Raw genomic sequence first — 13,685 nt, forward strand, 5'->3', positions numbered from 1 at the left:
ATTATTTTCAATTATGATATAGATATAAGAAATAACTTATATCTGATCGAAAATTGAACATCCCGACCGCCGATACGCTTGAACACAGACTATCCGGCCGCCTCAAAATGCGGCACCTGACCCTGTTGCTGCAAATAGACGAACTGGGCGCGCTGACCCGCGTCGCCCAGCAAATGGGCACCAGCCAGCCGGCCGTCACACACGCGCTGGCCGAACTGGAAGATATGTTTGGTGTTCCCCTGTTCGAGCGCACGGGGCGAGGCATGACAGCAACGGCTGCCGGGGAGGTGCTGCTGGCTCGCGCCCGCCGCATGCTGCACGACGTGGGCGCGTTGTCACGCGAGATGGCGGCGGTCAATGCGGGCCGGGTTGCTCATTTGCACGTGGGCGCCATTCCGTTCATTCCCGGCCAAATGCTGTCGGCCGCGCTCGAAAGTACACTGCCTGAAGGCCAGCGCATGACCGTGACCATCCATGATGGCACCAGCCGCAGCCTGATGACCATGCTCAGGGACCATGCGCTGGACTTTGTGATCGGACGGGCCTCGGCATCGCTGGATATGACCGGGTTGCAGCAGCAAGTCCTTTATTATCAGTCTCCGCGCCTGATTACCAATCGCGAGCTGGCGGCGCGACTGGGCCAGCGCCGGCTGGACTGGCATCATCTGGCTGAACTGGACTGGATTCTGGAACCGGCCCCCGCCCCCCTGCGGGATCAGGTCGCCGATATGTTTCTGAGCGCCGGAGTGGTCCCTCCGCAACCGCTGATTGAAAGCCTTTCAGCCAAACTCACCGGTGAAATTATTGCGGCCCGCCATCGCGTGGTGTCCATCGTGCCCAGTGATATTGCAGAAGAACTGGTTCGTATCGCCGGTGTCGCGGTGGTTCCCTGGTCGCTGCAATGGACGCTCTCCCCCATTGCCCTGTTCAGCCTGAAGGAGCGACAAAAACGGGACGTCGATGAACGTTTTATCAATTCGCTCAAAGCCTATTGCGAGAAACATCGAACCGCCTATCCGCCAAACCGGTATCAGTATTGACGGCTGCCCTGCGCGCCGGTCTTATTAGATACAAAGTGCTTTATTTGAGCGGAGGCCGGCTGCTGTGTTTGGGTCGCAGTCCGAGCAACTCAGATTCCAGCGCGTCAACCCGACGCAGCAGATTGAGTACCAGTGCCACCCCGTCGGCATTCAGCTCAAAATCATCGCGAAGCCTGCGTGCCTTGCGCGCGACCACAATGCATTCGGTATAGAACATGCTGGATGTGGACTCGCCACTGACCGGTGCAAGTACGCCGGTTTCCACCAGATCCATGACATCGGCTTCACTCAGGCCCGAGACGGCCGCCACGTGCTGCAGCGAGCACACTTCGTCATTGTTCAGCCAGATGGTTTCCGTTATCTGCACACTCATGATTGGCCTCCTGCAAAACGCTGCCTGCGAGGATCAAACCCCGCCGATGCGGCAGCAAGGTCGGTGTATAGCGTTTTCTCGCGCTCGGTCACCGATTTGGGTACTTCAATTGTAATAATGGCGTAAAGATCGCCCTGCACATTGCCGCTGCCCGGCAGGCCGCGCTTGGCCAGGCGCATCTTGCGTCCGGCAACAGTTCCAGGCGGAATGGTCAGCGCCACCTCCCCGCCCAGCGTCGGAATTTCCACCGTGGCGCCCAGCACGGCCTCCCATGGAGCCAGCGGCACCTCGATTGTCAGATCATTGCCGTCGACCTGATAAAGCCGATGCGGCTGCACTTTCATGGTCACGAACAGATCACCAGGCTGACCGCCATTCATGCCCTGGCCGCCCTTGCCGGCAAGCCGCAGTCGCTGGCCGTCCGCCGCCCCCTTCGGAACGCGAATACGAAAGGTCTTGGGTACGCGATGCAACAACCCCTGGCTGTCATAGTCCGGAACCGCCACCGAAATCTCGGTTTCCGCGCCGTTATAGATTTGCTCAAGGGTGATCGGCATGGTGAATTCAAATGTTTCGCCATGACGGGGTCGGCGTGCGTAATTGGCCGCTCCTTCCCGCTGCGCTTCGGCAAAAGCCTTGAGCAGGTCAGACAGATCCACATCTGAAAAATCCGCCGATGATTCGTTAAAGTTCTGCTGCCACTGATTAGGCGGAACAAAATCATCACCGGGCTGATGTCGACCAAGGTTGTCATAAGCCTCGCGCTTTTCAGGATCTTTTAATGTGGCATAAGCCTCGGCCACTTCTTTGAATTTGTTTTCTGCGTCGGGTTCCTTGGATACATCTGGATGATACTTATGCGCCAGGCCACGATATGCCTTCTTGATATCGGCCTCGGTCGCGTTTCGCTCCAGCCCGAGAACCTTGTAATAATCTACGTATTTCATTTGCACCTACCGGTTTCAATGTCATGACGGGATCGATCAAATTGATTTTACCAAGTATTTAGTATCGCAGCGCTATACATAATGGCAAGGCCCTGCTGCAAACTTCAATCATAAGAATGCGTCCCGCCTGAATGCCGCCTTCAGATAATCAACCAGCAGTCGAATAATGCCGGGCACATGAGGGCTATACGGCCGCAGGGCGTAAATCTGATCACCAAATACGCCCACTGACTGCCACTGCGGCAGCAACTGCACCAGCGTGCCCTTTTCAAGTTCCTGTGCTGCCGAAAAATCAGGCACCAGCGCGATGCCCTGGTGGGCCAGGACCATCTCCCGCAGCGTTTCGCTGTTATTGGCGGCGAATGAGCCGTTGACCTGCACACTCACACGCCGCGAAGATGAGCGTCGACTCTCGAAATGCCAGTCCGGCTGCGCGCCAAAGCGTAAATAGGTAAGACAATTGTGATTGACCAGATCCTGGGGCTGGATCGGTGCAGGGTGTTTCTTCAGATACTGCGGAGTCGCAAGCAGCAGCGTTCGCGTCGCGCATAGCTTCCAGGCGACATAGGTGTCGGGCACGCTCGATGCATGGCGGATCGCCAGGTCGAATCCCTCCTGGGCCAGCGGACTGATGTGGTCGGACAGTTCGATCTCGACACGAATATCGGGATACTGGCGCATGAAGGCGGGCAGACGGGGAATGATTTGCTGTCGGGCAAGCGCCACCGGCGCGGTCAGACGGATAATGCCCTGCGGCGTGTCTGCCAGTTCCCGCACCCGGGCGCACCCGGTTTCAATATGGCTGAAGGCCGGGCGGGTCTGTGCCACCAGTTCGCGTCCCGCCTCGGTGAGCCGGACGCTGCGCGTGGTGCGCTGAACCAGGGCAATACCCAGCGCGCTCTCCAGCTCCTGAATGCGCTGGCTCATGGCCGCCTTGCTGACGCCGAGCTTGCGCGCCGCCGCAGTGTAGCTGCCGGCCACATCCAGCACACCCAGCCAGTATATGTGTGACCACAGAGGTTCGATTTTTGTGTTTTTCATGCCTATATTGTCCATTATTCTGAACAATTAATCCACCAACCGCGTATTGATCCGGAACGCCCCGGGTGTCTATACTGGAGCCACTATTGAAAAGGAGCCCGATATGACCACCCCTTCCACTGCGGCCTATACCGACACTGCCGATGTCGTCAACTATATCAACGGCAAGATCGTCACCCCAGACACAGCTGAAAAACAGGCGGTCTTCAATCCGTCTACCGGACAGACGGCCCGTCATGTCGTCCTCTCCGGGGCAAAAGAAGTGGATGAGGCTGTCAGCGCTGCCAAGGCTGCGGCTTCCGGCTGGGCGGATGTCCCGCCCATTCGCCGGGCACGCATTATGAACCGTTTTCTCGGACTGATGCACGAGCATGCCGATGCACTGGCAGCCATTATTACGGCGGAACATGGCAAGGTCTTTTCTGATGCCCAGGGTGAAGTTGCACGCGGCATCGACGTGATCGAATTTGCCTGCGGCATTCCCCAGTTGCTCAAGGGGGACTTCACCGACCAGGTCTCTACGAACATTGATAACTGGACGCTGCGTCAACCGCTGGGCGTGGTGGCAGGTATTACCCCTTTCAATTTCCCCTGCATGGTGCCATGCTGGATGTTCCCGGTCGCCATCGCCGCAGGCAACACATTTGTCCTCAAGCCCAGTGAACGCGATCCCAGTGCCTCCCTGTTCATGGCAAAGCTGTTCAAGGAAGCCGGCCTGCCCGACGGCGTATTCAATGTTGTGCAGGGCGGCAAGCCTGCGGTGGACGCGATTCTGGCGCATCCCGATGTGTCTGCAGTCAGCTTTGTGGGCTCCACGCCCATCGCACACTACATCAGCGAGCAGGCCGCGCATTTCGGCAAACGTGTCCAGGCACTGGGCGGCGCCAAGAACCACATGGTCGTCATGCCCGATGCCGACGTCGACCGCACCGTTGACGCATTGATCGGGGCCGCCTATGGTTCGGCAGGCGAGCGCTGCATGGCGATTTCAGTGGCCGTGCTGGTCGGCGATATTGCCGATACGATTGTGGAGCGTGTCGCGGAACGCGCCAAACAGCTGGTTATCACAGACGGCATGAATCCCAAGGCGGAAATGGGCCCGATCGTGACGCGCCAGTCGCTTGAAAAAATCGAATCCTATATTGAATTGGGTGAAAAGGAAGGTGCAACACTGGTCGTCGACGGACGCGGCCTGAAAGTGCCCGGCCATGAAAAGGGTTTTTTCACGGGCGGCACCCTGTTCGATCATGTCACATCGGATATGCGCATTTACAAGGAAGAAATTTTCGGCCCGGTCCTGGCATGCATCCGGGTCAAAGACCTCGGTGAGGCGATTCAGTTGATCAACGATCACGAATTCGGCAATGGCGTATCGTGCTTTACCAGCGACGGACACACGGCGCGGGAGTTTTCACGGCGCATTCTGGTCGGCATGGTCGGCATCAACGTACCGATTCCCGTTCCCATGGCCTGGCATGGTTTCGGCGGCTGGAAGAAAAGCCTGTTCGGCGATATGCATGCCTATGGCGAAGAAGGCGTACGCTTCTACACACGACAAAAATCCATCATGCAACGCTGGCCTGAAAGTATAGACAAAGGCGCCGAGTTTGCCATGCCGACGGCAAAATAAGGCCGGACAGAGCCCGGGACCGGTACACTGGCGTTTATGCATACGCCCAGCCAGCCCGGCATCCCCCGCTTTTTGCAGGATGGTGTTCTCTATGAGGAATACCATCCTGATAATGCTTTCAGAAAGCAGGTGTATTGCTTTTGGCGATTGCGCACGCAATATCGGCTGGATATGGACTGTCACTATCTGGTTCTGCCCGATGCGTGCATTGACCTGATCTTCGACGTATCGGATCACGCCGACGGTGCTGCGCTGGTCATGACCCCCGGCCTGCAGGCGATCGAACTGAACTTGGGGCGCTCCTTCTCCTATACAGGGATTCGGTTCCATCCAGGAGTCTGGCGCCAATCGCAACACGTCGTCGCACAATCACAGATGTATTCTTCTCTAGGTGTTATGGATATGGCGGCGGTGGCGCGCAAACTGAAAGACGACATCCATGTTGAACACCAACAAACACGCCTGCAAGACCTGGTCAAGCATCTGACGGAACACAAGGTCATCAACGAAACGGCCTGGCTGCTACAACTGCTCGCGCAGCCCAATCCGCCCAAATCGGTAGATGAGCTCGTCCAGAAATCCGGTTACAGTCGAAGGCAACTGCAGCGACTTTTTCGGAGCAAGACTGGCTTTTCTGCGCATGACTTTCTGAAAATTCTGCGTTTTCACCAGGCGCTTGCCGGCCAGAACATGGATGGCTATACCGATCAGTCCCATTACATTCGTGAATTCAAGCGCATAACCGGCATTACACCCGTGGCGTTCCGCGGGCTGTACCGCTGACGCGCGACACAAACACTCCCCTTACGGAAATCATGTTCGCCGTGGCCGATGGCCGAAATATACAATACACGGCGCACGCGCCCGCCTATGATAAAGGCTCTCAATCAGGAGCGATTTATGAAAAAAGCCTATTCAATTGTGATTACCGGCCAGCTGCAGTCCTGCGCCGATTTCTATACCCGTCATTTTCAGTTTGACATTGTGTTTCAGGAAGACTGGTACGTTCATCTTCTGCATGCAGCCAGCGGCGCGGAACTGGCGTTTTTGGCACCCGATACCCCCAGCCAGCCGGCTGAGTTGCACGCGCCGTATTCGGGCACTGGTGTGGTGCTCAGCCTCGAAGTCGAAGATGCCGAACTCGAATACCGGCGTCTCGCCGATAAGAAAGATTGCGACATTTTCCTGCCACTGAAGGATGAACCGTGGGGGCAGCGTCATTTCATGCTGCGCGATCCGGCTGGTGTGTGTATAGACGTGGTGGAACAGCGCGATGAGTCCTGATCGGTACTCCTTTATTTTGCACCGGGCTATTCGATTGCCGGGCTCCGCGATTGCCGGCTTCTCTGAATGCAGGCTTCTCTATTTACGGAGCTGATTTCGACGATTCAGGCAACACGACAATCGTTCCCTGTGCGGTCGCACACAGTTTTTCTTCCCCTTCCTTGATGACGAACACATCGCAGCGCGTCACCGCCTGGGTCCGCCCCTTATAAACCAGCTGGCCGCGGGCAATCAGCATCTCTCCGATGACAGGTCTAAGAAAATTAATCTTGTATTCAGAAGTGATCACCGGTACGCCATAGGAAATCCCGGCCGAAAAAGTGAGCGCCGTATCGGCAGCATATCCCAGCACGCCGCCATGCACCGTACCCATATGCTGCATCAGATTTTCGCTTATGCGAATACGAAATTCACAACGGCCATCAGCAGATGCACGCGTAACCTCGGTTTTTAAAAGTGCGCTGAACGGCTGATTTGCCAGAACGCGCTGCGCGATCGCCAACACTTCATCGTTATCGATAGTCTGGTTCATAGTCAATTACCTCAGGTTATCCTGTCTTTTTCATTTCACCCACATAATAGTAAAACCGTCGCCACAGAAGCAGCGCCGTGGCGCTCAGACCGACAAAGAATCCAAGCCAGACGCCGTTCACGCCCCAGTGAAAGACATAAGTAAACACCAGCACCACCGGTACGCCGATCAGCCAGTATCCCACCATCGTCAGCACGAATGTATCCCGCGCCTTCAGAATACCGCGCATAGCGCCCACGGCCAGATTTTGCTGGCAATCTGCGAACTGCAGCAAAGCGGCCAGTGCCAGCAGGGGGACGGCGATCTGACGGACCAGTCCTACGTCAGCCGTCTTGTCATCCAGAAACAAGCCGATCAGAATATCGGGGAACGTCACATAAATGATCGCCACCACGCCCATCCCCACGAACCCCATCCGGATAATCGCCCGGGCAAGCGCGCGCAGGCGCTCGGTGTCACGCTGCGGCAAGGCATGGCTCATGTGGATAGATACGGCATGAGACAATCCGATCGAAACCATAAATGCAATATTGACGAACTGAAAAGCCAGCGTATGAGCCGCCAGGCTGGCTGCGCCCAGGGTGCCGGCAACCAGCGTCAGAACCGATACAAAGCCGGCTTCGCTGGCATACGCCGCGCCGGTCGGCATACCCAGCTTGAGCATATCGCGAATGAAAAGGCGTGACCGGGTCGAACGCAGCGACACGCTGCGGGAGATGGGCAGCCTCAGGACCGGCGATAGCAGTGCATCGCGGCGTGCCAGTGCATAAAAACCCACGGCCATCAGAGTTTGGGTAAACAACGTGGCCAGACCCACACCGGGCAGTCCCATCCCGGACCAGTTGCCCACCCCGAAAACAAACAACAGGTTCAGACCAATATTGACCAGCACGGCAAACAGCGTGATCAACAGCAATGGCCCCGGACGCTTGAGCGCGACGGCCGCGTTGCGCAGGACCTGCAGCCACAGCAGCGGGATCAGGCTGGGGGCAAGAAAGAGCAGCAGCGAATAACCCAGCGCCAGCAGTTCCGGATCCTGTCCCAGGTATCGTAAAAGGGGAAAAACGAGCAGCATCAGCGCGACCATGAAGGCGCCGCACAGCGTGGCCAGCAACAGACTTAAACGTACCTGCGAGGCCAGACGCGCCCTGACGCTGAACCCGCCACGCGCCCAGCCCTGGGCCAATAAATTGGCAACCGGCGTGACCAGCCCGACGCTGGAGGTTCGGAGCAGTCCGAAAATCGTAATGGCAATGCCGCCAGCGGCGATCTCGGTGGGACCAAGCATGCCCATCATGATCAGGTCGGTTGTGGTGAGCGCGATAGAGGCCAGCTGCATCAGAATCAGCGGCCATGCCAGAAAGGCAATTTCTTTAACTGTCGTACCAGCTTTCACAACGCACCACACGCGAGCAACGCAAAAATTTGAATCCGTATATGATATCTCAAATTATTTTTATGTGACACGCAGACAAGACTGATTCAGTCGGCCATCTCCTCTTATCTGTCAACGTATTCGAACTGGGCTCGCAGCATTTCATAAATATTGAGCGTCAACGGACTGATTGTGTCCTTCCGGGTAAGCAATTTATAAGTGACAAACGGAAGCTGCGGGAGCCCCTCGGCCTCGCCGAGTACCCGCATATCCGGCCCCAGAAACTCAACACTTCTGGCAGTAACACCCAGCCCGGCCCGGACGGCAGCTTTGATTCCGACAAGCGATGGCGCAAGATAATTGATGTGCCACTTGATTTGCGTATGCTCCAGCGCAGACAAAGCCAGACGGCGAAAAATGCTCGGTTCGTCAGCCAAGATCAAGGGCAATGGTGCACGCCGGTTATAAGGAAAATCTGCAGCGCATACCCAGACGGTAGGCGACGTGCGCAGCACAAACGCATTCAGGGCGGCATCATCACGAGTAGAAATCGTCAGATCGATATCGCCCGCTTCCAGCGAGACCATCAGGGACGGGCTTCGATCGACCTGGATCTCCAGCTTGACCCGCGGCGCTTGTCTGGCAATGTGGGTCAACATCAGCGGCAAAATCGTATCTGCCACATCCAGTGTTGCTCCCAGCCGTATCTGCCCTTCCATCTGCTGCTGGCCGACCGTTCGAAGAACCTCGTCATTGATCGCTAACAGTCTTCTGCCATATTCGGCCAATTGCTTGCCCTGCATCGTCAAAACGACCCGTCGGCCTTTTTTCTGAAATAGCGGATACCCCATCTGTTTTTCAAGGCGTTGCATCTGCTGGCTTATCGCAGACTGCGTTTTGAAAAGAGTCTCTGCGGCTGCGGAGAACGTATTAGTTTTCTCTACAGTTACCAAAGTACGCAGCAGACCAAGATCCAGATTGTTCATAGGGAATACCCTTGATTGAAAGAGATGCAAAAGAGACTTTTCATAGTAAACATATTAGCACTCCTTATACATTTTCAATAAAGTCTAATTAGTAAACGCAGCGCGATCTATCTATACTTTTGAAAAATCACAGGAGAAATAAATGACACCTACGAACGACAAACAGGCTGCTATAGAAAAATTTATCGAGATCGCCAAAGAGGCGACCGCAGGCGAAACGACCAGGGAAACGCTCGCAACAGTGCGCGACGCCCTTATTGATATCGCAGCACACAAGGAATGGTGGGCCCAGTCAGATTACCCCGCGCCTACAGGCGACGAGCTGCAGGCGCGATATCTGATTCACGCTGAGCCAAATGACACCTATGCTTTGTATTTGAATGTGATGAAGCCGGGTAAAAAAATTGTTCCGCATAATCACACGACATGGGCCTGTATCGCTGCAGTCGAGGGCGTCGAGAGCAACTACCTGTATGAACGCACGGACGACAAAAGCGTGCCCGGGCATGCCACTGTTGTACAGACTGGCATGCAGCCGGTACAACCGGGCCAGGGCATCGCCCTGCTGCCGGATGACATCCATGCCGTTCGTATCGAAGATGACAACATCCGGCATCTGCATATGTATGGCCGCTCACTGGAAACACTGACAGAGCGTCTGGCCTTCGATACCGCTGATAACACATACAAAATCATGGACGTCGGCGTCAAAACAAAGCGGAGCCAGAGTTGAACTCTTCCAGGGCCCGTGCAACACAGCTCGCTTCACTGGGCCGGCCCTCGTCCGGCTGGGCGAACACCCCCATCGTGAAAGGCAGTACCTATCTTTTCGACAATCTGGATCAATGGCGCAACGCAAGACAAAAGCGGGAAACAGAGCGCGTTCTCTCCTATGGCGCACGCGGCAATGAAACCGTACATGCGCTTGAAGACGCTGTCACTGCAATCGAACACGGCTATCGGAGCCAGTTGTTTCCTACCGGGCTGGCTGCCATTGCCACGACACTGCTCGCCTATCTGAAAGCGGGCGACCACGTACTTGTTTCGGAAGGCGTATATGATCCCGTACGTCGCTTATGCGAGACCCAATTGTCGGGCTATGACATCACGCACAGTTATTTCAAACCGCAAGATCCCGATTGGCACCTGCAACTGCGGCCGGAAACACGCCTGGTCTATGTAGAATCTCCGGCGTCGTTGCTTTACGACATGTTCGACTTACCGGCAATTTCAACTGTATGCAGGGACCGAAACATACTTCTGTGCGCAGACAATACCTGGGGGGCTGGAATCTGCTATCAGCCACTCACCCTCGGTTGCGATATCTCGGTAACAGCAGCCACAAAATACCTTGGCGGACATTCCGATGTGGTGATGGGATCGGTCACGACCAATAAAGCCTGCTTTTCCGGGATCGAACAGGCCAGCATCAATCTAGGTCAGACTGTTTCAGCCGAAGATGCCTTCCTGGTGCTTCGAGGTATTCGCACACTGGATTTGCGGATGCAACGGCATGCCGGCAGCGCCCTGGATATCGCAAAGTGGCTCACATCTGTCAGGGCTGTGCATCGGGTGTTCCATCCGGCCCTGGAAGGAGATTCAAGCCACGATTTATGGAAGCGCGACGCCAGCGGGTCAAATGGACTATTAACCATCGAGTTCGATCCGTCACTGAGCACGCAGAAAATCGAAAACGCCATAGACAGCCTGCAACTGTTTGGTATTGGTTCCTCCTGGGGAGGATACGAGAGTCTCGTTCTTCCTGTTGATCCAGGGCGAACCCGTCTTCGGGACAGCAAACGCGTTGGATACCTTCTGCGCCTGCATATTGGCCTGGAAGATCCGGACGATCTTATGCACGACCTGGCCACCATGTTCGACCAGTTGGTCTGATCTGCCGCCACCGCACGAGCGGCACACCACACTTCACAATTGCATAGCAAGGCGACACATTGAAAACCGAATATATCGATGCACACGCATTAAAACAGCAGATCCATGACGCAGAAGAAATAGCCATTCTGGATGTACGGGAACATGGCCAATATGGCGAGAATCACCTTTTTTTCGCCGTCTCTTTGCCTTACAGCGTGCTGGAACTGGAAATTGAAAGACTCATTCCCAGAAAAAGTACGCGCGTTGTTCTTTACGGTAACCGGCACGAAAGCGAAGTCATAACATCGGCCTGCATGGCAGCGTCCAGGATGGGCTATACAAATCTGAGTATCCTTCAGGACGGCATACAGGGCTGGCAGACCGAGGGCTACGCCACCTTCGCAGGGGTAAACCTGCCAAGCAAAACATTCGGTGAGCTTGCCGAGCACGCCTACGACACGCCAAGAGTCACGGCGCTGGAACTGCACCAATGGCTAAATGACGATAGTCATAAAATCGTCGTGCTGGACGGGCGGCCCGTACCTGAGTACAAAAAAATGAATATTCCGGGATCCGTATGCTGCCCGAACGGCGAACTGGCCTTGCGCGCCGGTCAGTTGGCGCCCGATCCTGAAACCACAATTGTCATTAACTGTGCGGGCCGCACACGTAGTATTGTCGGGGCCCAGACGCTCATCAATCTGGGAATCCCCAACACCGTCTACGCTTTGGAAAACGGGACCCAGGGATGGTATCTGGCAGACCTGCAACTGGAACACCAGTCGGACCGGCTCTATCCTGGAGAGGTCAAAGACGAAGATCTGCCGATGTTGCGCGCACGCTCGGCCGCTGTCGCCAGACGCCACAACATCGGCACAGTGGACGCACCTCAGGTCTCGGAGTGGCTGTCTCAGGGTAATCGCTCTACATTTCTGTGTGATATCCGCACGCCGGAAGAATATGCTCGGGACAAGCTGCCGACCATCGTGCAGCATACACCCGGCGGCCAGCTCATTCAGGCAACGGATGAATATATCGGCGTACGGAAATCAAGACTTGTTCTGCTGGATTTCGACGGCATTCGGGCTCCAGTGACGGCAAGCTGGCTCAAGCAACAAGGCTGGGAAGTGTATTTGCTAAAAAATCCCGCCGCGCTTGAAGTGACACCTCGCCCCGGCAATCACAAGCCAGTCCTGCAACACACAACAACATTGACTCCGGCCGATGTCTCCCGGTTTATCACCAATAACCCTGATGCAAAAATAATCGATACGCGCGCCAGTATGCAGTTTCGAAAATTACGGCTGAAAAACAGCGATTGGGCAATACGCCCGACACTCGGCGCAGCGGCTCCTCAGAACAAGACAACAGCAGTCTTATTGATCGGGGAGAGCCAGGACAAACTTCAATTGCTCGCTGGTGATCTTGAACGCGCAGGACATACTGATATTTATCTCATATGTATGGACGCACTCTCCATCAGTCGCTGCGGCCTGCCTGTAAGCGATGAAGACGATGCCCTTGAAGACCACGCATGTATTGACTTCCTGTTTTTTGTGCACGACCGTCACCAGGGGAATAAGGAAGCCGCCAGAAAATATCTCGAATGGGAAACCAACCTCATTTCGCAGATTGATGAACAGGAACGCCAGACGTTTTCATTTGATGCAAACTTTACCGGAGCCAATAATGAAGAAACGAAATAGCAACACGCTGCCAACCCGTTCTGCAAGCGCAAGCGCCGCGCTGCTCATAATTTCCATACTGGGTGCTACATGGAGCAGCTCAGCATATGCCAATCGCCTTGAGGATATCAAAAGCCGCGGAACGTTGATCTGCGCAACGCAGAATGCCAGTTCGCCCTATGGCTATCAGGATCCAAAAGAACGAAAATACGTGGGTTACGATGTCGATATCTGTCAGGCGATCGCAAGCCACTTGGGCGTAAAGCTGCAACACAAACCCGTTTCGACGGAAGCGCGCATTCCGGAAGTAAAAATGGGCCGCGTGGATATTGTTGCAGGATCAGTAGCATGGTTACCCAAAAGAGCACAGGAAGTGGATTTCAGCCTTCAGTATCTGCAGGGGAATATTAAAGTGCTGGTTAAAAAAGATTCAGGTATCAAAACACTGGCAGACCTGAAAGGCAAAAAAGTCTGCGCATCATCGGGATCCAGCTCCGCTGCTATCGCCCAAAAAGCGATCCCCGGAGCGGATATTCTCACGTACCAGAATATTTCACAGTGCTATTTGGGCCTGCAGAACGACAAGGTGCAAGCGATGAGCGCCGGAGAACTGGTGCTACTGCGCTTTTCGAACGACTCGCAAAAAACCGGTTCCCCTGCGGTATTGCTTGAACAGCCCACAGCAACAGAGCATATCGGCGTCATCATGAATAAAGGAGAGCCCGAGCTAAAAGGGGCAGTCAACGAGGCGCTCCAGGCAATGGATCAATCCGGTGAATTGGACAAGATATTCAATAAGTGGCTGGGTGCCGATTCAATTTATAAATTGACCCGTGAATTCAAAGTGGAGCCTGTTACCCAGACAGATAACGCGACAGCTCAATAGCGCCCCCTTTCTTTTAATGGGTCAACAAACG

The 13,685-nt window shown here is 55.1% G+C and carries 14 protein-coding genes; 8 read left to right on the top strand and 6 right to left on the bottom strand.

The window, feature by feature from the left end; all coding sequences use genetic code 11:
- The first annotated feature begins 53 nt into the window (after positions 1 to 53).
- Positions 54 to 1,040, top strand: a complete 987-nt coding sequence (locus W822_RS27940) for a LysR family transcriptional regulator (RefSeq protein WP_024003844.1) — start codon at positions 54 to 56, stop codon at positions 1,038 to 1,040.
- A 40-nt stretch (positions 1,041 to 1,080) separates the two neighbouring features.
- Here the strand turns inward: W822_RS27940 and W822_RS27945 are convergent, their stop codons facing one another.
- The 3 genes from W822_RS27945 to W822_RS27955 all read right to left on the bottom strand — a co-directional run bounded on the left by W822_RS27945 (position 1,081) and on the right by W822_RS27955 (position 3,401).
- Positions 1,081 to 1,413: a chaperone modulator CbpM gene (locus tag W822_RS27945; protein WP_024003845.1), complete on the bottom strand. Its 333-nt coding sequence runs from the start codon at positions 1,411 to 1,413 to the stop codon at positions 1,081 to 1,083.
- Complete coding sequence (locus tag W822_RS27950) at positions 1,410 to 2,360, bottom strand: DnaJ C-terminal domain-containing protein (protein ID WP_024003846.1); 951 nt, start codon at positions 2,358 to 2,360, stop codon at positions 1,410 to 1,412. Before W822_RS27950 ends, W822_RS27945 begins: the two co-directional genes overlap by 4 nt.
- Before the next feature lie 108 nt (positions 2,361 to 2,468).
- Positions 2,469 to 3,401 carry a LysR family transcriptional regulator gene (locus W822_RS27955; protein ID WP_024003847.1) on the bottom strand — a complete coding sequence of 311 codons (933 nt, stop codon included), beginning with the start codon at positions 3,399 to 3,401 and terminating at the stop codon, positions 2,469 to 2,471.
- A gap of 103 nt (positions 3,402 to 3,504) precedes the next feature.
- Here W822_RS27955 and W822_RS27960 point away from each other — a divergent pair, with 103 nt between their 5' ends.
- From W822_RS27960 to W822_RS27965, 3 genes are all read left to right on the top strand, one after another.
- Entirely contained in the window at positions 3,505 to 5,031 is a 1,527-nt protein-coding gene (locus W822_RS27960) for a CoA-acylating methylmalonate-semialdehyde dehydrogenase (RefSeq protein WP_024003848.1), read from the top strand.
- A 36-nt stretch (positions 5,032 to 5,067) separates the two neighbouring features.
- Positions 5,068 to 5,814, top strand: a complete 747-nt coding sequence (locus W822_RS45770; RefSeq protein WP_024003849.1) for a helix-turn-helix domain-containing protein — start codon at positions 5,068 to 5,070, stop codon at positions 5,812 to 5,814.
- Positions 5,815 to 5,931: 117 nt separating this feature from the next.
- Entirely contained in the window at positions 5,932 to 6,315 is a 384-nt protein-coding gene (locus W822_RS27965) for a VOC family protein (RefSeq protein WP_024003850.1), read from the top strand.
- Between the two features lie 82 nt (positions 6,316 to 6,397).
- Here W822_RS27965 and W822_RS27970 read toward each other — a convergent pair whose 3' ends face one another.
- The 3 genes from W822_RS27970 to W822_RS27980 all read right to left on the bottom strand — a co-directional run bounded on the left by W822_RS27970 (position 6,398) and on the right by W822_RS27980 (position 9,208).
- Positions 6,398 to 6,847, bottom strand: coding sequence for a PaaI family thioesterase (locus tag W822_RS27970; protein WP_024003851.1), 450 nt, complete (start codon positions 6,845 to 6,847; stop codon positions 6,398 to 6,400).
- A gap of 16 nt (positions 6,848 to 6,863) precedes the next feature.
- Positions 6,864 to 8,243, bottom strand: coding sequence for an MATE family efflux transporter (locus W822_RS27975; protein ID WP_024003852.1), 1,380 nt, complete (start codon positions 8,241 to 8,243; stop codon positions 6,864 to 6,866).
- Between the two features lie 104 nt (positions 8,244 to 8,347).
- Complete coding sequence (locus W822_RS27980; RefSeq protein WP_024003853.1) at positions 8,348 to 9,208, bottom strand: LysR substrate-binding domain-containing protein; 861 nt, start codon at positions 9,206 to 9,208, stop codon at positions 8,348 to 8,350.
- A 142-nt stretch (positions 9,209 to 9,350) separates the two neighbouring features.
- Here W822_RS27980 and W822_RS27985 point away from each other — a divergent pair, with 142 nt between their 5' ends.
- From W822_RS27985 to W822_RS28000, 4 genes are read left to right on the top strand one after another with little or no spacing between them, the layout of a single operon-like run.
- The gene (locus W822_RS27985) at positions 9,351 to 9,941 is read left to right on the top strand and encodes a cysteine dioxygenase family protein (protein ID WP_024003854.1); all 591 of its coding nucleotides are present in this window, start codon (positions 9,351 to 9,353) and stop codon (positions 9,939 to 9,941) included.
- Positions 9,938 to 11,101, top strand: coding sequence for a cystathionine beta-lyase (gene metC / locus W822_RS27990; RefSeq protein ID WP_024003855.1), 1,164 nt, complete (start codon positions 9,938 to 9,940; stop codon positions 11,099 to 11,101). Before W822_RS27985 ends, metC begins: the two co-directional genes overlap by 4 nt.
- A 59-nt stretch (positions 11,102 to 11,160) precedes the next feature.
- A complete protein-coding gene (locus W822_RS27995; RefSeq protein WP_051401601.1) occupies positions 11,161 to 12,789 on the top strand; it encodes a rhodanese-like domain-containing protein in 1,629 nt (542 codons plus the stop codon).
- Entirely contained in the window at positions 12,773 to 13,654 is an 882-nt protein-coding gene (locus W822_RS28000) for an ABC transporter substrate-binding protein (protein WP_024003857.1), read from the top strand. The genes W822_RS27995 and W822_RS28000 overlap by 17 nt, the downstream gene beginning before the upstream one ends.
- Positions 13,655 to 13,685: the final 31 nt, after the last annotated feature.

This window comes from Advenella kashmirensis W13003 (genome assembly GCF_000506985.1).
GTDB lineage: Bacteria > Pseudomonadota > Gammaproteobacteria > Burkholderiales > Burkholderiaceae_B > Advenella > Advenella kashmirensis_A.

Excerpts from the sequence above, each read along its gene's own strand:
- W822_RS27945 (WP_024003845.1), bottom strand. The coding sequence starts at position 1,413 with ATGAGTGTGCAGATAACGGAAACCATCTGGCTGAACAATGACGAAGTG.
- W822_RS27950 (WP_024003846.1), bottom strand. The coding sequence starts at position 2,360 with ATGAAATACGTAGATTATTACAAGGTTCTCGGGCTGGAGCGAAACGCG.
- W822_RS27955 (WP_024003847.1), bottom strand. The coding sequence starts at position 3,401 with ATGAAAAACACAAAAATCGAACCTCTGTGGTCACACATATACTGGCTG.
- W822_RS27960 (WP_024003848.1), top strand. The coding sequence starts at position 3,505 with ATGACCACCCCTTCCACTGCGGCCTATACCGACACTGCCGATGTCGTC.
- W822_RS45770 (WP_024003849.1), top strand. The coding sequence starts at position 5,068 with ATGCATACGCCCAGCCAGCCCGGCATCCCCCGCTTTTTGCAGGATGGT.
- W822_RS27965 (WP_024003850.1), top strand. The coding sequence starts at position 5,932 with ATGAAAAAAGCCTATTCAATTGTGATTACCGGCCAGCTGCAGTCCTGC.
- W822_RS27970 (WP_024003851.1), bottom strand. The coding sequence starts at position 6,847 with ATGAACCAGACTATCGATAACGATGAAGTGTTGGCGATCGCGCAGCGC.
- W822_RS27980 (WP_024003853.1), bottom strand. The coding sequence starts at position 9,208 with ATGAACAATCTGGATCTTGGTCTGCTGCGTACTTTGGTAACTGTAGAG.
- W822_RS27985 (WP_024003854.1), top strand. The coding sequence starts at position 9,351 with ATGACACCTACGAACGACAAACAGGCTGCTATAGAAAAATTTATCGAG.
- W822_RS28000 (WP_024003857.1), top strand. The coding sequence starts at position 12,773 with ATGAAGAAACGAAATAGCAACACGCTGCCAACCCGTTCTGCAAGCGCA.